This is a genomic window from Mesorhizobium sp. WSM4808 (genome assembly GCF_055811675.1).
Genome location: NZ_JBVVQX010000003.1, coordinates 282,948 through 301,355 on the forward strand (window position 1 = coordinate 282,948; position 18,408 = coordinate 301,355).

Annotated in this window: 19 protein-coding genes and 1 pseudogene; 18 read left to right on the forward strand and 2 right to left on the reverse strand. The window is 62.9% G+C overall.

Translation table 11 applies throughout. The annotated features are described in order from the left end of the window. Positions 1-23: 23 nt before the first annotated feature. The 7 genes from flgK (at position 24) to AC0L2U_RS06680 (ending at position 5,917) form a co-directional block, all read left to right on the forward strand. Positions 24-1,478, forward strand: coding sequence for a flagellar hook-associated protein FlgK (gene flgK, locus AC0L2U_RS06650; protein WP_127271695.1), 1,455 nt, complete (start codon positions 24-26; stop codon positions 1,476-1,478). 4 nt (positions 1,479-1,482) lie between these two features. Continuing rightward, positions 1,483-2,526 (forward strand): flagellar hook-associated family protein, encoded by a 1,044-nt coding sequence (locus AC0L2U_RS06655; protein WP_127269451.1) that lies wholly within the window; start codon positions 1,483-1,485, stop codon positions 2,524-2,526. A gap of 31 nt (positions 2,527-2,557) precedes the next feature. After that, a complete protein-coding gene (flaF, locus tag AC0L2U_RS06660) occupies positions 2,558-2,905 on the forward strand; it encodes a flagellar biosynthesis regulator FlaF (RefSeq protein WP_023810018.1) in 348 nt (115 codons plus the stop codon). Then, positions 2,902-3,345 (forward strand): flagellar biosynthesis repressor FlbT, encoded by a 444-nt coding sequence (gene flbT / locus AC0L2U_RS06665; protein ID WP_023810019.1) that lies wholly within the window; start codon positions 2,902-2,904, stop codon positions 3,343-3,345. Before flaF ends, flbT begins: the two co-directional genes overlap by 4 nt. Then, positions 3,345-3,752: a flagellar hook assembly protein FlgD gene (flgD, locus tag AC0L2U_RS06670; protein WP_013529774.1), complete on the forward strand. Its 408-nt coding sequence runs from the start codon at positions 3,345-3,347 to the stop codon at positions 3,750-3,752. The genes flbT and flgD overlap by 1 nt, the downstream gene beginning before the upstream one ends. A gap of 24 nt (positions 3,753-3,776) precedes the next feature. After that, positions 3,777-4,043 (forward strand): flagellar biosynthesis protein FliQ, encoded by a 267-nt coding sequence (gene fliQ / locus AC0L2U_RS06675; protein ID WP_023810020.1) that lies wholly within the window; start codon positions 3,777-3,779, stop codon positions 4,041-4,043. 230 nt (positions 4,044-4,273) lie between these two features. Beyond that, a complete protein-coding gene (locus AC0L2U_RS06680; protein ID WP_473601605.1) occupies positions 4,274-5,917 on the forward strand; it encodes an MFS transporter in 1,644 nt (547 codons plus the stop codon). 48 nt (positions 5,918-5,965) lie between these two features. Here the strand turns inward: AC0L2U_RS06680 and AC0L2U_RS06685 are convergent, their stop codons facing one another. Together AC0L2U_RS06685 and AC0L2U_RS06690 are read right to left on the reverse strand one after the other, a co-directional pair. Beyond that, the gene (locus AC0L2U_RS06685; protein ID WP_473601606.1) at positions 5,966-7,747 is read right to left on the reverse strand and encodes a chloride channel protein; all 1,782 of its coding nucleotides are present in this window, start codon (positions 7,745-7,747) and stop codon (positions 5,966-5,968) included. A 134-nt stretch (positions 7,748-7,881) separates the two neighbouring features. Then, positions 7,882-8,181: pseudogene (locus tag AC0L2U_RS06690) on the reverse strand (putative quinol monooxygenase). 147 nt (positions 8,182-8,328) lie between these two features. Between AC0L2U_RS06690 and flhA the strand changes: the two are divergent. The 11 genes from flhA (at position 8,329) to AC0L2U_RS06745 (ending at position 18,366) form a co-directional block, all read left to right on the forward strand. Beyond that, positions 8,329-10,416, forward strand: coding sequence for a flagellar biosynthesis protein FlhA (gene flhA, locus AC0L2U_RS06695; protein ID WP_473601607.1), 2,088 nt, complete (start codon positions 8,329-8,331; stop codon positions 10,414-10,416). Beyond that, on the forward strand, positions 10,413-11,165 hold the full coding sequence (fliR, locus tag AC0L2U_RS06700; RefSeq protein WP_013529768.1) for a flagellar biosynthetic protein FliR: 753 nt from the start codon (positions 10,413-10,415) through the stop codon (positions 11,163-11,165). The genes flhA and fliR overlap by 4 nt, the downstream gene beginning before the upstream one ends. 2 nt (positions 11,166-11,167) lie before the next feature. Further along, positions 11,168-11,551 (forward strand): hypothetical protein, encoded by a 384-nt coding sequence (locus AC0L2U_RS06705; RefSeq protein WP_473601608.1) that lies wholly within the window; start codon positions 11,168-11,170, stop codon positions 11,549-11,551. A 179-nt stretch (positions 11,552-11,730) separates the two neighbouring features. After that, entirely contained in the window at positions 11,731-12,816 is a 1,086-nt protein-coding gene (locus tag AC0L2U_RS06710; protein WP_127271287.1) for an ABC transporter ATP-binding protein, read from the forward strand. Between the two features lie 36 nt (positions 12,817-12,852). Continuing rightward, positions 12,853-14,178: an ABC transporter substrate-binding protein gene (locus tag AC0L2U_RS06715; protein ID WP_027038230.1), complete on the forward strand. Its 1,326-nt coding sequence runs from the start codon at positions 12,853-12,855 to the stop codon at positions 14,176-14,178. 193 nt (positions 14,179-14,371) lie between these two features. Next, a complete protein-coding gene (locus AC0L2U_RS06720; protein WP_372958885.1) occupies positions 14,372-15,223 on the forward strand; it encodes a carbohydrate ABC transporter permease in 852 nt (283 codons plus the stop codon). 1 nt (position 15,224) lies between these two features. Continuing rightward, positions 15,225-16,118 (forward strand): carbohydrate ABC transporter permease, encoded by an 894-nt coding sequence (locus tag AC0L2U_RS06725; protein ID WP_127396336.1) that lies wholly within the window; start codon positions 15,225-15,227, stop codon positions 16,116-16,118. Positions 16,119-16,219: 101 nt separating this feature from the next. Then, positions 16,220-16,831, forward strand: coding sequence for a rod-binding protein (locus AC0L2U_RS06730; protein ID WP_189367482.1), 612 nt, complete (start codon positions 16,220-16,222; stop codon positions 16,829-16,831). Positions 16,832-16,844: 13 nt separating this feature from the next. Continuing rightward, positions 16,845-17,270 carry a hypothetical protein gene (locus AC0L2U_RS06735; protein WP_473601609.1) on the forward strand — a complete coding sequence of 142 codons (426 nt, stop codon included), beginning with the start codon at positions 16,845-16,847 and terminating at the stop codon, positions 17,268-17,270. A gap of 97 nt (positions 17,271-17,367) precedes the next feature. Next, positions 17,368-17,883: a hypothetical protein gene (locus AC0L2U_RS06740; protein ID WP_127270032.1), complete on the forward strand. Its 516-nt coding sequence runs from the start codon at positions 17,368-17,370 to the stop codon at positions 17,881-17,883. 198 nt (positions 17,884-18,081) lie between these two features. Further along, positions 18,082-18,366: an SCP2 sterol-binding domain-containing protein gene (locus AC0L2U_RS06745; protein ID WP_013529756.1), complete on the forward strand. Its 285-nt coding sequence runs from the start codon at positions 18,082-18,084 to the stop codon at positions 18,364-18,366. Positions 18,367-18,408: the final 42 nt, after the last annotated feature.

The following is an 18,408-nucleotide window of genomic DNA, read 5'->3' on the forward strand; positions in this document are numbered from 1 at the left end:
GGCGTCGCCCGCGAAAGACCCGCATGTCACTGTCTACCGCATTGAGTATCGCCCAGTCGGCGCTTATGAACACCGCGCGACAGACAAGCGTTGTCTCGCGCAACGTCGCCGACGCCTCCAACCCGGACTATTCGCGGCGCCAGGCCGTCGTCACCAGCACGGCGCCGGGCGCGCGTTCGGTCGATATCCAGCGCGCAGCCAACGAGCTTTTGTTTCGCCAGAATCTCGGCGCGCTATCGGCTTGGAGCGGGCAGAACGCGCTCTACAGCGGCATGGATCAGCTGGGCGTCGCGGTCAATGGCGTCGACAATGCGTCCTCGCCCTCGACCGCGATCGCCAACCTGCAGCAGGCGCTGCAGCTCTACGCCACCTCGCCGTCGAACCAGAACCTCGGCGCCTCGGTCATCGACGCCGCCAAACAGGTCGTGCGCTCGCTCAACGAGGGCTCCAAGGCAGTCCAGGATTTCCGCACCCAGACCGACGGCCAGATCGCCACCGCCGTCGATGACCTGAACTCGCTGCTCAGCCAGTTCCAGGATGCCAACACGGCGGTCATGTCCGGAACCCGTTCCGGCACCGACGTTTCCGATGCGCTCGACCAGCGCGACGCGCTTTTGAAGAAGATTTCGAACTATGTCCCAGTGTCGACCTTCACACGAGGCGACAATGACATGGTCATCACCACCGGCGACGGCACGACTTTGTTCGAGACGATACCGCGCACGGTCACCTTCGCGGCGTCGGCAGGCTATACCGCGGGTGCCGCCGGCAATGCCGTTTACATCGACAACGTGCCGATCTCGGCGGGAGCCGGCGGCAACACCAGCGCCAGCGGCACGCTTGCCGGCCTGCTGCAATTGCGCGACGGCGTCGCCTCGACCATGCAGAGCCAGCTCGACGAGACCGCGCGTGGCCTGATCACCGCTTTTGCCGAGACCGCACCCTCGATGGCCAATGCCGCCGGCCTGTTCACCTGGTCGGGAGCGCCGGCCGTGCCGGCCGCCGGCACGCTGGTCACCGGCCTTGCCGCGTCCATCAGCGTCAATGCAGCGATGGACCCGAGCACCGGCGGCAACCCGACGCTGCTGCGCGACGGCGGCGCCAATGGTGCGGCCTATGTCGCCAACACGGGCGGCGGCGCGTCCTATTCCACCCTTCTGGTCGCCTATGGCGACCGGCTCGACCAGCCGATGACTTTCGACCCCGCCGCCGGCGTTTCGGCAACCTCCAGCGTATCCGACTACGCCGCCAGTTCGATCGGCTGGTTCGAGGGCGTGCGCCAGCAGGCTTCGACCGCCTCCGATGCCAAGGAAGCACTGGCATCGCGCAGCGCAGAGGCGCTGTCCAACGCGACCGGGGTCAATGTCGACCAGGAAATGTCGTTGCTGCTCGACCTCGAACACACCTACCAGGCATCGGCCCGGATGATGAAAACCGTCGACGACATGCTGACGGCCTTGCTTAACGCGGTGGGATAATTCCATGACTTCAGTCTCCTCGGCCGCAATCTCCAATGCCATGCGCTCCCAGCAGATGCGCATGCAGGCCGAACTCGTCAAAGCCACGAAGGAAGCGTCGACCGGCAGGGTCGCCGATGTCGGGCTGGCTCTCGGAGGGCGCACCGCCCAGTCCGTCACCTTCTCGCGCGATCTCGACCGGCTCAACGTCATTATCGATTCCAACGGCCTGGTCGGCGCCAGGCTTTCTTCGACACAGACCTCGCTTGGCCAGCTCTCCGGCGCCGCTCAGACCTTCCTGTCCGCCCTGACCACCGCTTCCTCAAGCGACTCGTCCAACAGCCTCACCCGGGACTCCGGCAAGGCGACCATCCAGCAGCTGACCTCGATCCTCAACACCAGCGTCAATGGTGAATATCTGTTTGCCGGCACCAACACCGACGTCAAGCCGATCAACGATTTCACGGCTGCCGGCTCTCCCGCCAAGGCTGCATTCGATACCGCTTTCCTCACCAATTTCGGTTTCACCCAGGACGACCCGGCAGCGGCCAACATCACGGCCGCCCAGATGGACGATTTCATCACCAACGATGTCGCGCCGCTGTTCACGGGCGCGGGTTGGCAGGGCGACTGGTCGAACGCCACCGACCAGCAGATCGTCAGCCGCATCGCACTCAACGAAACCACACCGACTTCGACCAGCGCCAACAGCGATGGCATTCAGAAACTCGCCATGGCCGCAGCCATGGTCAGCAGCCTGATGTCCAGCAACATCAGCCAGGCGGCGAAGAATACGGTTGTCAGCCGCTCCACCACACTGGTTGGCGAAGCGCTGAGCGGCATTGGCCAGCTTCAATCCGAGACCGGCATCGTCCAGAAGCGGGTTTCCGATGCCAACGATCGGATGAAAACGCAGGTCGACCTTTTCGAACGGCACATTCTCGATCTGGAAGCCGTCGATCCGGCGGCAGCCGCAACACGGGTCGCGGACCTGACACAGCACATCGAAACGTCTTTCGCGTTGACCGCACGCCTGCAGCAGCTCAGCCTGTTGAATTACCTGACCTGACAACGCTTAACGGAACGGTAGAGCCCCAACGATGTACCAATTCTCCTACGCCGACATCCAGAGCAACTCCGTTGCCGACGCGAAGGACCGCGAGCGGGAGCTTCTGACCCGCTCGATCGACATGCTGGCGGCGGCAGCAGCGGCCGGCCACGATTCCATGGAAGCGATCGAGGCGCTTCACTTCACCAACCGCGTCTGGACCGCCTTCGTCGAGGATCTTGGCTCCAGCGACAACGCCCTGCCCAAGGAACTGCGCGCCAACCTCATTTCCATCGGCCTGTGGCTGCTGCGCGAGGCGGAGGACATCCGTCAGGGCCGCACCAACAATTTCGAAGGGTTGATCGAGGTGTCCCAGATCATCAGGGACGGCATTCAATGACCAACACGCTGAAGATATCGCTGAAGCCGAACGAAAAGATCTACATCAACGGCGCCGTCATCCGGGTCGACCGCAAGGTCACTGTCGAATTGATGAACGACGTCCAGTTCCTGCTCGAAAGCCACGTGATCCAGGCCGACGATGCCTCGACGCCGCTCAAGCAGCTTTATTTCATCCTGCAGGTCATGCTGATGAACCCGGCCGGCGCCGCCGCCGCGCGCGACATGTTCCGCCGTTCGCTGCCGCTGCTTCTGGCAAGCTTCGAGGACACCCAGATCTGCAGCGCGCTGAAACAGATCGACCGCATGGTCGGCGAGGATCATATCTACGAGGCGCTGAAGGCGATCCGCGCGCTTTATCCGCTCGAACGCCGCGCGCTGGGTGGCAATGACGATGTTTCGGGTGCCGAGCGCCCGCTGGCCGTGGGAGCACGATACTGATGAACGTGGACATGACGACGACGATTCCGACCGGCGCCAATCAGGCCACGGCCTCGACCTCGAAGACAGCGGTCGACTACCAGTCCTTCCTGAAGCTTCTGATCGCCGAGATGAAGAACCAGGATCCGACCAAGCCGATGGATTCGACGCAATATGTCGCCCAGCTCGCCACCTTCTCTCAGGTCGAGCAGTCGGTGCAGACCAACACCAAGCTCAATCAGATCATGCAGTCCTCGGCGCTGTCGCAGGCCGACGCACTGATCGGGCGCTCGATCACCTCCGCCGACGGCCTGACCACGGGCACCGTGGCTTCGGTGCGCCTCGCCAGCAACGGTCTCATCGCCGTGCTGCAGAACGGCACCGAAGTCGCCGTCGGTCCGGGAGTCTCGGTCAAGGCAGCAAGCTGACGCTTTCGACAGAGAGCCAGTCCCATGAATGAGGCCGACGCTCTCGACATCGTCCAGTACGCGGTGTGGACGGTGCTCGTCGCGTCCGCTCCGGTGGTGCTGGTCGCCATGGCGGTCGGCATCGGCATCGCCCTCATCCAGGCGCTGACGCAGGTACAGGAGATCACCTTGACCTTCGTGCCGAAGATCGTCGCGATCATGCTGGTGGTGGCGTTGACCGGCCCCTTCATCGGCAGCCAGATATCGGCCTTCACCAACGTCATCTTCGAGCGCATCCAGAACGGCTTCTGAGCCTGTTCCAGGATGGTGTGCCGTGGCATGCCGTTCGCAATTGTCTGAGGACAGACGCCGCCGATCCCCGCGGCACCTCCGGACCCACGGCGGACAAGGCCTGGACCGCCTCTATCCCATTGTTGGACCATGCGCTTTTTTGCCCTTTGCGGCGCCATGCCCTACTTTCGGCAAACGGTCTGCGCAAACGGATTGTCTGACGAGCAGGCACGACATGGCAGGAACCCCAAATGATTGACGAAAAGCCGGACAGCGAGAGCGTCTCGGCGCTGGCGCCCTTCCGGCATGGCATTTTCCGCGCCGTGTGGGGCGCAAGCCTCGTCTCGAATTTCGGTGGCTTGATCCAGGGTGTCGGCGCCGCCTGGATGATGACCACGATCGCCACCTCGCCCTATCAGGTGGCCCTGGTCCAGGCTTCGACCACCTTGCCGATCATGCTGTTTGCACTCGTAGCCGGCGCCATCGCCGACAGTTTCGACCGGCGCAAGGTGATGCTTGTCGCCCAGACCTTCATGCTGGTGGTGTCGGTGCTTCTGACCCTGTTCACCTATTCAGGCCTGATCACGCCGTGGACGCTGCTCGCCTTCACCTTCCTGATCGACAGCGGCACCGCGCTCAACAGCCCGTCATGGCAAGCCTCCGTCGGCGACATCGTCCCCCGCAACAAGGTGCCGGCGGCCGTCGCCCTCAATTCGATGGGCTTTAACCTGACACGCAGCGTCGGTCCGGCGATCGGCGGCATCATCGTCGCCGCGGCCGGTGCCGCGGCCGCCTTCGCGGCGAACGCGGTGAGCTATATCGGCCTGATCGTCGTGCTGGCGCGCTGGAAGCCGGACGTGCCGGTATCGACCTTGCCGCGCGAGTCGCTGGGGGCCGCCATGGGCGCCGGCCTGCGCTATGTCGCCATGTCGCCCAACATCGGCAAGGTGCTGGTCAGGGGGGCTGCGTTCGGCTTCAGTGCAGGCGCTGTGCTTGCGTTGCTGCCTCTGGTGGCGCGCGATGTCGTCAAGGGCGATGCGCTGACCTATGGCATCATGCTCGGCGCCTTCGGCATCGGCGCGGTCGGCGGCGCCTTGATCAGCGTCAGGCTGCGGCAGTTGCTGTCCAGCGAGACGATGGTGCGCTGTGCTTTTGCCGGCTTCGCTGTCTGCGCATTCAATGCCGCCGTCAGCCAGCATGCCTGGCAGACGTCGCTCGGCCTGCTTGTCGGCGGCGCCTGCTGGGTGATCGCGCTTTCGCATTTCAACGTCACGGTGCAGATGGCGACGCCGCGCTGGGTGGTCGGCCGGGTGCTGTCGGTCTACCAGACCGCGACCTTCGGCGGCATCGCGCTCGGCAGCTGGATCTGGGGTGTCGTCGCCGATGCGCACGGCGCCGAAGCCGCGCTGATCGCAGCCAGCGTCGCCATGCTGGCCGGCGGCGCCATCGGTCTTTTGCTCCCGCTGCCGCAACAGCAGCTGCTCAACCTCGATCCGCTCAATCGCTTCAAGGAACCGCATTTGGCGCTTGACCTGAAGCCGCGCAGTGGTCCCATCGCCATCATGATCGAGTATGTGATCCGGCACGAGGATGAACCGGAGTTCCTCGCCATCATGGCCGAACGCGGCCGCATCCGCCGTCGTGACGGCGCCCGCAACTGGACGCTGGCGCGCGATCTCGAGAATCCCACCGTATGGATCGAGCATTATCACACGCCGACCTGGATCGAATATATCAGGCACAATGGACGCATAACCCATGCCGACGCCGTCATCGGCGAACGCGTGCGGGCGCTGCACAGCGGCGACGAACCGCCACGCGTGCGGCGCATGATCGAACGCCCGACCACCGCCGGCACGGCGCTTGTGATGGCCAAGGGACCTATCGAGCATTAGGGCTCCGCAATCGCGCCCCTGCCGCAGGCACCCCGCTTGGCCCTCCCGTCACCCCTCGCCCGACAGGTCCCGGCGCGCCTTGTCGAGTTCCTCGGCATAGCGCCGCATCAGATGGCCTTCGGTCAAAAGCCCCAAGACGATGTGGTCGGTGAAATCCTCGACGACAGCGAGTTCTTCGGCGCCCGCCCGCTGGAATGTTTCCGCGGCGGCCTGCACGTTCATGCTCGGCACCAGCACCGCGTCCTTGTATTTGGCAAGATCGCGCACCGGCACCTCGCCATCGGAAGGATCGCTGTGCAGTTCGGCCACGATCAGCACGCCGACATAGTGGTCGCCCGCGTCGACGGCGATGACCCGCTGGGCAGAGCCGAGCGGCACTTGCTTGCGGAAGGCTGCCAGCGTCGTCGAGGCATAGATGGTCTTGATGTCCTTGCGCATCATCGAGCCGACTGTGAGGCTGCGCATCCAGCCAACATCGTGGGCGCTGCGGATGGTCTCGCCGCGCAGATGGAAGCGCCATGTCGAGAACGAGTAGCCGAAGGTCTCGCGCACCAGGATCGCCGACATGATCGAGGCGGCCAGCACAACGCCGGTCAGCGTCAGGTCGCGGGTCGATTCCAGCGCCAGGAAGGTCATCGTCAGCGGACCGCCGACGACACCGACTGCGAGCGACGTCATGCCGACGACGGCGGCGACGGCAGGGTCGATGCCGGTTGCCGGCGAGACGACAATCATCACATCCGCGAACGCCTTGCCGAGCAGCGCGCCGAGGAACAGCGAGGCGAAGAACAATCCGCCGCGAAAACCCGACCCCAGCGAGACCGCCGACGCCGCCAGCTTGAGCACGAAGACGCTGGCCACCACGGCCAGCCCGTAATTCATCGAGAATTCGCGATGCAGCGCGCCATGGCCGCTGGACAGGACCTGCGGCGTGATCAGCCCCAACAAGCCAACGATGACGCCGCCGATGACGGGGCGCAGCGCCGCATCGATCGACAGCCTGGCGAAACCGCGCTCGATCAGCGTCACCAGATGCATGATGGCGATCGAGGCGGCACCGCCGAGCAGGCCGAGCAGCAGGAACGGCACATACTGGCTGGCGGTGAGCGCCGGCAGACCCGAAAGCTCGAGCGGAAACGGCACGCCGCCGAACATCTCGGCCGTCAGCGAGGCGCAGATCGCGGCTGTCAAGACTGGCGCGACATTGGCAACCGAGTAGATGCCGATGACCAGTTCGAAGCCGTAGAAGGCGCCGGTCAGCGGTGCATCGAAGGCGGCGGCGATGGCGCCGGCCGCACCACAGCCGACCAGGATGCGGACATCGTTGCGGCGCAGCCTGAAGATGCCCGCCAGCCGCGATGCCAGCCCGGAGCCAACCTGCGTATAGCCGGCTTCCAGCCCGACCGAGGCGCCAAAACCGCTGGAGATCATCGTCTGGCCGGCGATGATGAAGGTGTCGGTCAGCGACATGCGCCCGCCATAGAGCGCATTGGCTTCGATCGGGTCGATCGGCGTGCGGAATTTCCGTATCCTGAGCCAGACCACCGTCAGCCCCAGCAGCATACCGCCGATCGCCGGTATCAGCGCCTGCATCGGATTGGCGAGCGAGAACATGCCGGAAAGCCGGCCGCCTGGCTGAACGCCGAACAGCAGCCCGTGCAGGTCCTGCACGATCTGGCTCATCGCCGTGACCAATATGCCCGCCATCACGCCTACGTCACTTGCGAGGATGACCACCACGATGCCGCGTGCCTCGAGCAGAGGCAACGACCTGATCAGCACCGCGCGCAGCCGGCGGGCGTAGACTTCGCTGTGGTTTCTGGAAAGCACCGGGGCGGCTCGCCGATATCAAAAGGCAGTGGAAAGCCAGCCTGATACGCCCGGCGGCACGGCATGGCAACCACAATGCCGACAGACACCACATTGGCGACAGCGGGCGCGATATCGATCGGCTGACGGACCGTTCAGGTCGGCATGGGCTCGCCGGCTTCATAGAGCACGAGGTTGCGCTCGCCTATGCCTAGCGCCGGCCAGCTCGCACGTCAGTCCGCAATGTGCGGCGAGCGGAAATGCGCCTCGAGCGCCGTCCTGTCGCTCCAGACTTCCATGACCCGGATGAGCCCGGCATCGAAAACATCCTGCGCATAGGAATATTCGAGACAGCCGGGCTCGGCGCGGCTGCCGGAAACCATGCGTTCCATAGCGGGCTTAGCTTCCTCAAATTTGTTTGGCGGCAAGCGGATGGTGCCGATGATCAGAAGCATGGGGTTTGCCTTCTTCAGGAGGCCGGCCGACACGGCGACCTGCGCATGATCGTTGGAACTAGCCAGTCTCCCACCCTCGCGCAAGCTTGGCGGGCTACCCTCACAGGGCTGTCGCGCGCTCGGCAGTCTATGGGGTTTGAGGACGGTATGGCGATCAGCGAAAGCATTCAGCCCGGCGCGGTGGCCAAGAACGGCCGCGACGTCTTCTTCGCCATCGGCATCGTCATCATCCTGGCCGTGCTGTTTCTGCCGATTCCGGCCTTTCTCATCGACGTCGGCCTCGCCTTCTCGATCGCGCTTTCGGTGCTGATCCTGATGGTGGCGCTGTGGATCCAGCGCCCGCTCGATTTCTCGTCCTTCCCGACCGTGCTGCTCATCGCCACCATGCTCAGGCTGTCGCTCAACATCGCCACCACGCGCATGATCCTGTCGCACGGCAATGAGGGCACGCATGCCGCCGGCTATGTCATCGCCGGCTTCTCCAAGTTGGTGATGGCCAGCGACTTCGTCATCGGCCTGATCGTCTTCATGATCCTGATCGTGGTGAACTTCATCGTCATCACCAAGGGCGCCACGCGTATCGCCGAAGTCGGCGCGCGCTTCACCCTCGACGCCATCCCCGGCAAGCAGATGTCGATCGACGCCGACCTGTCGGCCGGCATGATCGACGACAAGACCGCGCAGCTGCGCCGCCGCGAACTGGAAGAAGAATCTTCTTTCTTCGGCTCGATGGACGGCGCCTCGAAGTTCGTGCGCGGCGACGCCATCGCCGGCCTCATCATCACCGCCATCAACATCGTCGGCGGCATTGCCATCGGCTACATCAGGCACGGTATGGGCATGGGCGAAGCCGCCGACGTGTTCATCAAGCTGTCGGTCGGCGACGGCCTCGTCACCCAGATCCCGGCACTGATCGTGTCGCTCGCCGCCGGCCTGCTCGTCTCCAAGGGCGGCACCCGCGGCTCGACCAACCAGGCGGTGTTCGGCCAGCTCGGTGCCCACCCGCGCGCCCTCTATGTCGCGGCATCGCTGCTGGTCCTGCTCGGCCTGATGCCCGGCCTGCCGCTGTTCCCGTTCTTTGCGCTGGCCGCCGGCATGGCCGGTCTCGGCTACGTCATCCCGATGCGCGCCAACCGCGCCGTCGCCGAAGCCGAGGCGATCAAGGATCAGGAAAAGGCGACCAAGGTCGAAGAGGAGAAGAACTCGGTCAAGGCTTCGCTCGCCACCGCCGAGATCGAGCTTTTGATCGGCAAGCAGCTGTCGACAAGGCTGCTGACGTCGCATCAGGAACTGGTTTTCCGCATGGGCAAGATGCGCAAGAAATTCGCCACCCAGTACGGCTTCGTCGTGCCGGAAGTGCGCGTCGCCGACGATTTCGCCATCCCGCCGAAGAGCTACCAGATCAAGGTGCACGGCACCGTGGTGGCCGAGTACCAGATGCGCGTCGGCGAGATCATGGTGCTGCTCGGCAACCGCGACATACCCGAGATACCAGGCGAGGAAATCCGCGAGCCGGCCTTCGGCATGCGCGCCTATTCCGTCGTCGAAGCCTTCGCCGAGGATTTGAAGCGCGAGAACTACACCTTCGCCGACAACATGTCGGTGCTGCTCACCCACCTCTCCGAGGTCATCCGCAACAACCTGCCGCAGCTTCTATCCTACAAGGACATGAAGGCGCTGCTCGAACGCCAGGACCAGGAATACCGCAAGCTCGCCGACGAGATCTGCACCACGCACATCTCCTATCCCGGCCTGCAGGCGGTGTTGAAGCTGCTGCTGGCCGAGCGCGTCTCGATCCGCAATCTGCACCTGATCATCGAGGCGATCGCCGAGATCGCGCCGCATGTGCGCCGCACCGAGCAGATCGTCGAGCATGTCCGCATCCGCATGGCCCAGCAGATCTGCGGCGACCTGTCCGAGGGTGGCGTGCTGAAAGTGCTTCGCCTCGGCAACCGCTGGGACCTCGCCTTCCACCAGAGCCTCAAGCGCGACGCCAAGGGCGAGGTGCGCGAATTCGACATCGACCCGCGTCAGCTCGAGGAGTTCGGCCAGGACGCCACCAAGGCGATCAAGAAATATCTGGAAGCCGGCGAGCGTTTCGTCCTCGTCACCGCGCCCGACGCCCGCCCCTATGTGCGCATGATCGTCGAGCGCCTGTTCACCACGCTGCCGGTGCTCAGCCATGTCGAAATCGCCAAGGGCGTCGAGATCAAGGTGCTCGGAACCATATCGTGAGCGTGCTGTCGCAAGGCGTCGTCATCGCGGCGTTCCTCGCCTTCTGCCGCATCGGCGCCTGTTTCATGCTGATGCCGGGCCTCTCCAGCGCCCGCGTCCCGGTCCAGGTCAGGTTGTTCGTGGCGGTCGCCGCCACCGGCGGCCTGCTCGCCTTTCTGTGGGACAAGATCTTTCCTTTCGTCGACCCGCGCCCGCAGATCCTGGTGCCGATGATCATCTCGGAACTTCTGGTCGGCGGCCTGATCGGCGCCATGACCAGGCTCTACATGGAAGCCCTGCGCTTCATGGGCTCGGCCATCGCCATGCTGGTCGGTTATGGCGGCACCGGCGGACCGGCGATCGAGGAGCCCGAACCCCAGGCAGCCCTTGCCGCAATCATCTCGTTCTCGGCGCTGTTGATGCTGTTCGTCTTCGATTTCGACCACGAGATAATACGCGCGCTGGTTTCCTCCTACACGGTCGCGCCGGTCAACATCTTCTTCAACCCGCAGGCAGCCCTCGTCGATGTCACCGACACGGTGTCGGACACCTTCTTCCTGGTCATCCGCCTCGGCAGCCCGTTCGTCGCCTATGCTATTCTCGTCAATCTGACGATCGGCTTCGTCAACAAGCTGACGCCGCAGATCCCGATCTATTTCATCTCCCAGCCCTTCATCATCGCCGGCGGCATGATCATCTTCTATTTCGCCGTCGGCACCATGCTGTCGCTGTTCGTCGACGGCTTCGTCGATCTGACATTGGCGAGATAGAAATGAGCACGCGCAAGGACCGCCTCAAGAAGCTGGTCAAGGTTCAGGAACAGCTGAAGGCGCTGCACGAAACCCGCCACGCCACCTTCCTTGCGGCGGCCAGTGCCGCCGAAACCGAAGCGAGGGAACTGGTCGGCCATTTCGACCAGGCCGATTCGCTCTCCGCCCTGTTTCCCGATCTCTACCATCGCCGCATTGCCCAGGCGGTGGTGCGCCAGGAAGCGAACCTGGCGAGCGCCAGGCAGGAAGCCAGCCTCATCGCCGCGGCGACCGCCCGCACCAACATGGTCGAGCGCGCCTACAAGGACGTACGCAACCGCGACGAACGCGAACGCTCCGACCGCGAGCGGCTGGACCTGATCACGCAGAAGCAGGGCGAGGAGTAGCTGCGGGTATTGTGTGCGCGAAGCGGACCCTCCAAGGTTCGGCTTTCCCGTAAACGCTTTACAGCCCGGTTTGGTAGCGCTACCGTTTCGGCCTAGCGTGAGCCTGGGAGGAGCCAGGGCTGTCGCTAGCGGAAGCGTTGTTCCTTCGACGACGTCGCGGGAATTTGTTGGGAGGATCGATGGCGTCTGTCGCAATTGGCGAAGTCTATAAATCATTCGGCGCTGTCGAGATCCTGCACGGGGTCAGCGTGAACATCGAGGACGGCGAGTTCGTCACTCTGGTCGGACCGTCGGGCTGCGGAAAATCAACCCTCCTCAGAATGATCGCCGGCCTGGAAAAGATTTCACGCGGCCAGATCGCGATTGGCGAACGTGTCGTCAACAACGTTGCGCCCAAGGAGCGCGACGTCGCCATGGTCTTCCAGAACTATGCGCTCTACCCACACATGACCGTTGCCGAGAACATGGCGTTCTCGCTGATGCTCAAAGGAGTTTCCAAGCCGGAGAGCGATGCCGGCGTGCGCCGCGCGGCCGAAATCCTTGGGCTGGTGCCGTTGCTGGCTCGCTATCCTCGGCAGCTTTCCGGCGGCCAACGCCAGCGCGTCGCAATGGGCCGCGCGATCGTTCGTGATCCGGCGGTCTTTCTCTTCGACGAACCGCTGTCCAATCTCGACGCCAAACTCAGGGTGCAGATGCGCGCCGAGATCAAGGAACTGCACCAGCGCCTCAAGACCACGACAGTCTACGTCACTCACGATCAAATCGAAGCCATGACCATGGCTGACAAGATCGTGGTCATGCATGACGGCATCGTCGAGCAGATAGGGCCGCCGCTGGAACTCTATGACCGGCCGAACAATCTTTTTGTCGCCAGCTTTATCGGCTCGCCGGCCATGAATTTGCTGAGGGGCGAGATCGCTACCGACGGCTCACCCTCGTTCCGCGGCGCCGGGGGGATTTCGGTCCCGTTGGCCTCGGCACTTTCCATCCGCAATGGCGAGCCTGTGGTGCTGGGAATAAGGCCCGAGCATTTGCGGCTGTCCGACGACCAGGGCATTCCGGTCACCGTCGCGGTGGTTGAACCAACCGGGTCCGAAGTGCAGCTCATCGGCCGGACAGCCGGCGGCGAAGAGATCGTCGCGAATTTCCGGGAACGACATTCCTTTACGCCGGGCGAAACCATCCGGCTTACGGCCGAGCCCAGCCTTATCCATCTCTTTCACGCAGAAACCGGACAGAGATTCCAGACACGTATCGATCAGTAGGACCACAGGCAAGGACAACAACAGGAGGAAACGAGCATGAAGTTCACCAGACGCGACGTGATCCGCACCACCGCCGGCGCGGCGGCGGGTGCCTTGGGAAGTCGGTTCATCAGCTCTCCGGCCCTTGCCCAGGACGGACTGAAATACAAACCCGAGGATGGCGCCAAGCTTAGACTGCTGCGCTGGTCGCCCTTCGTCCAGGGCGATGAGGACCAATGGCTGGCCAACACCAAACGCTTCACCGAGGCGACAGGTGTCGAGGTTCGCGTCGACAAGGAAAGCTGGGAGGACATTCGTCCCAAGGCGGCGGTCGCAGCAAATGTCGGGTCCGGCCCCGACCTGATGTTCGTCTGGTTCGATGACCCGCACCAATATCCCGACAAGCTGCACGACGTGAGCGAACTGGGCGAGTATCTCGGCTCGAAATATGGCGGCTGGCACGAGGGACCTAAGCAATATGCGACACGCGACGGGAAGTTCGTCGGCCTGCCCCTGGCCACGATCGGCAATGCCATCGTCTATCGGGAAAGCTGGGTGAAAGAGGCCGGCTTTTCGGAGTTTCCCAAGGACACGAAAGGCTTCCTGGAACTTTGCAAGGCCTTGCAAGCGAAGGGACATCCTGCCGGCTTCACGCATGGCCATGGCGTCGGTGACGGCAACAACTATGCTCATTGGCTGCTGTGGAGCCATGGCGGCCAGATGGTCGACGAGAGTGGCAAGGTAACGATCAACAGCCCCGAGACCCTCAAGGCGATCGAATACGCGCAGGAACTCTACAAGACCTTCATTCCAGGCACCGAAAGCTGGCTCGACGTCAACAACAACCGCGCCTTCCTGGCCGGCGAACTGGGGGTGATCGCCAATGGAATTTCTGCCTACAACACGGCCAAGATCAACAAGGACAAAGATCCAAAGCTGGCTGAAATCGCCAAGGACATACGCACGACCAACCTGCCCATCGGTCCTGTCGGCAAATCCGTCGAATTGTTCCAGGTGACCACGGCTGTCATCTTCAATTACACGCCCTACCCTAACGCGGCTAAGGCGTATTTGCAGTTCATGTTCGAGGAACCGCAAATGAAGGACTGGATCACCTCCTCGGCCGGATATTGCTGCCAGACACTGAAGGCATTCGACAACAACCCCGTGTGGACTGCCGATCCCAACAACGCCGCTTACGCCAAGGCTTCGGCTACTCTGCGGCCTAACGGCTATGCCGGGCCGCTCGGCTATGCCTCGGCGGCAACCATGGCCGACTACGTGCTGGTCGACATGTTCGCCAAAGCGGTGACCGGCCAGGCCACGCCGCAAGAGGCAATGGAAGAGGCCGAGAAGCGGGCAAATCGCTATTATCGCGTTTGAGCCGGCTCAGCCGGGCAGCGCGGCTGCCCGGCTGGCTTCGGATTGCGTCGCGGCCGATCCGGCCTATCAATGAGACCTCAGCAGGAGCCAACCCATGGCCGTGCCGTCAGCTGCTATCCAGCCGCGACCTTCGATCTTCTCACGGATTCTGTCGCGCTGGAGCGAAAGCAGGAACGCACTTGGCTTCGGCTTCATGCTTCCGGCGGCTGCACTGCTGCTTGTCTTCCTGACCTATCCGCTGGGGCTCGGCGTCTGGCTCGGCTTCACCGATGCCCGCATCGGCCGCCCCGGCATCTTCATCGGCGTCGAAAACTATGAATATCTGTGGAGCGACGCCGTCTTCTGGCTCTCCGTCTTCAACACCTTGCTCTACACGATCAGCGCCTCGATCCTGAAATTCGCGCTCGGCCTCTGGCTGGCGCTCATCCTCAACCAGAACCTTCCCTTCAAATCGTTCTTCCGCGCGATTGTCCTGCTGCCGTGGGTGGTGCCGACGGTGCTCTCGGCCATCGCCTTCTGGTGGATCTACGATTCGCAGTTCTCCATCCTGTCGTGGGCTCTCATGGAAATGGGACTGATCGATCACCGCATCAATTTCCTTGGCGATCCGGAGAACGCGCGCGCCTCGGTGATCGCTGCCAATGTCTGGCGCGGCATTCCTTTCGTGGCCATCACGCTGCTGGCCGGCCTGCAGACGATTCCCCAATCGCTTTACGAGGCCGCGACGCTCGACGGCGCCAGCCGTTGGCAGTTGTTCCGCTATGTGACGCTGCCGCTGCTGACGCCGATCATCGCCATCACCATGACCTTTTCGGTCCTGTTCACCTTCACCGATTTCCAGTTGATCTATGTGCTGACTCGCGGCGGACCGGTGAATGCCACCCATCTGATGGCGACGCTCTCGTTCCAGCGCGGCATTTCCGGCGGCCAGCTTGGCGAGGGAGCCGCGATCGCGGTGGCGATGATCCCGTTCCTGCTAGCGGCGATCCTTTTCAGCTATTTCGGGCTGCAACGTCGTAAATGGCAGCAGGGCGGTGGAGACTGACATGGCCGCGATCGAAACGAACAATCGTCCGAACACGGATGAAGGCGGCATGGGCTATCTCCAGAGCCTGCCCCGGCGCGTGGTCACCGTTTATCTGCCGCTCCTGATATTCGTCATCGTGCTGCTGTTCCCGTTCTACTGGATGACGATCACGGCGGTGAAACCCAATCTCGAGATGACGGATTATGCCAATTTCAACCCGTTCTGGGTCGTCCATCCGACGCTCGAGCATATTCGGTATCTGCTCTTCGACACGTCCTATCCGGGTTGGCTTCTCAACACGATCATCATCTCGACCGCCTCAACTTTCCTGTCGCTGCTGGCAGCGGTGTTCGCTGCCTATGCGATCGAGCGCTTGAGGTTTTCCGGGGCGCGGCAGGTCGGCTTGGCGATCTTCCTGGCCTATCTCGTGCCGCCCTCGATTCTGTTCATTCCACTGTCGGTAATGGTGTTCAACCTCGGCCTTTACGATACGCCGTTCGCACTGATCCTCACCTATCCGACCTTCCTCATTCCATTCTGCACGTGGCTCTTGATGGGCTACTTCCGCTCGATCCCTTTCGAACTGGAAGAATGCGCGCTGATCGACGGCGCGAGCCGCTGGCAAATCCTGACCAAGATAGTTCTGCCGCTGTCGGTGCCCGGTCTGATCTCCGCCGGCATCTTCGCTTTCACCCTGTCATGGAACGAATTCATCTACGCCTTGACCTTTATCCAGTCGTCCGAAAACAAGACCGTGCCGGTCGGCGTGCTTACCGAGCTCGTACGTTCGGACGTCTATGAATGGGGAGCCCTGATGGCAGGCGCGCTGATCGGCTCCCTGCCGGTGGTGGTGCTCTATTCATTCTTTGTCGAACACTACGTCTCCTCGATGACGGGGGCGGTCAAGGAGTGAAGCTGAGGCGGAAATCCCACCCTCGGCGCAAAGCCGGCAGCTTCGATCCGATCCCCGCACTCCGCTCCCTCCCCGCAAGCCTGCCACAAGCTTGTTGAGGCATGGTCTGGTCAGGGAAAACCGGTAAAAGGCGGACTTTCTTGGCGATTTCTCCACCCAGCGACATCGTTATGGATGTGGCCCGAGCCGCCGACCCGGCGGATATCGAGACCGCCCGCGCCGCGCTGGCAAAGCGGGCCGGCGGCGCTGCGGGCACGTTTTCACTCGACACCGCCGCTTCGGTCGATGCCGGCTCGATCCTGTCGCGCGCCACCGCCGACAAGGCCGCCGCTGCAACCGACCCGGCCAACAAATTCAAGAAGTTCGAGGCGATGGTGCTGCAGACCTTCATCCAGAACATGCTGCCAAAGGACACCGAGGGCGTCTACGGCAAGGGCTTGGCTGGCGACATGTGGAAATCGCAGCTTGCCGAGCGGGTGGCCGACGTGATGGCCGAACGCGGCGGCATCGGCATCGCCAAGTCGATGCTTGCCGACCACTATCTCGAAGGCAAGCGCGTGGTTCCGGTCGGTCCGGTCTCGGGCGGGTTGGAAAAGACCGAGATCGACCAGCAAAACAGCCTGTCGACCTCGCTGGTCCACCAATTGCAGCGCAAGGCTGCGGGGTCGATGACCGGTGACGAGACGACCATAAAAACAAACATCAAGATCTAAACTGGGAAACGCCATGGCCGACTTTTCAGAATCCACCCCCAATCTGCCAGCACGCACGACCGCGTCGGAAGCGCCGATCCCGTTCGCGCGGCCCGGCAACCTCGCCGCCATCATCGGTCGCATCGAGGAAGTGGTCGAGGAAGAGACCGCCGGCATCCGCAACGCGACCAACTATGATCTCAAGGCATCGAACGCCCGCAAGAGCCGCTACCTCTACGAGTTGACGCGCGCCATGAAGTGCGGCAGCGAAGCCGAATTCCTCGAACAGCACCGCGAGGGCCTGACCCGGCTGCGCCAGAAGCTGGCGAAGAACGAAGCGGCGATCCTGGCGCATCTCAGCGCGGTCAACGAAGTCGCCAGCCTGCTGCGGCACGCCATCCAGCGCGCCGAGACCGACGGCACCTACTCCGCCGGCGAGTTCGGCTGGATGAAGGCATGATGCCGAACACGAGCGACACTTGGGAGATACTGCCGAAGCAACGGCGCAGTGCCGCGTCGCCTTCACAAGGGACTGATCAAGGGACTGACAAGAGCCGATGATCAAGGTCATCGCCATCGCCGTCTGGATCTGCGCAGCAACTCTCGGCGCAGTATTCTATTCGTTTCAGGCGGCCGGAGAGCGCGGTGTCGGCGAAACGCCGAAGCCGATGCTGGGCGGTCTCGACTACGTCAAGACCGACATCATTTCGGTGCCGCTGATCCGCGATTCTGAGATCGGCGGCTATTTCCTGACCAAGCTCGTCTACACCGTCGAACCCGAGCAGATAAAGAAGCTGTCCATTCCGGCCGAAGCGCTGATCACCGATCAGGTCTATTCCTACCTCTATTCCAATCCGCAGATCGACTTCACCAACAAGGCGACGATCGATCTCGATGCCTTCCGCGCCGCAATCCGCGATACCGTCAACGCGCGTGTCGGCGCGCCCTTGGTGCATGAGGTTCTGATCGACCAGGTCAATTTCCTGTCGAAGGACGAAATCCGCGACAACTGGCTGCGCCGCAAGAAAAGTGAGACGGCGAGCGAAATGACCAAGGCGTTCAAGGAACACTGAGTTGCCCCGGCTCGGAGTCCCGGCCTCATCGGGGCTCACCTGCCGCGACGGCAGGAACCAACCGCCCGAATTCGCGTTGACGTAAACGTCAACCCAAAGCTATATGCGGCAGCGACCGTGATCGCGAAACCGCGGCATGGGCTTCGGCTGGATCGAAGCGCCGTTGCGAGACAGATGCAACCAGACAAGGAGAACAGCGTGAGCGTTCAGGAGATTGCCGAGAAGATCAAGTCGCGGGTGGCCAGCAGCGGGTTCGATCGTTCCGTGAAATTCGACACCGGCAGCGACGGCGTCATCGTTATCGACGGCGCAACCGTCTCGAACACCGATGCACCCACCGACTGCACCATCAAGCTCTCGCTCGACGATCTGGATTCGCTGATCGCTGGCGACCTGAACCCGACGATGGCGTTCATGACCGGCAAGATAAAGGTCGAAGGCGACATGACCGTCGCCATGGCGCTCAGCCAGCTGATTGGCTGAAGGCATCCAGCCGCCTAAGGCGGCACCCACCAAGCGCAAAAA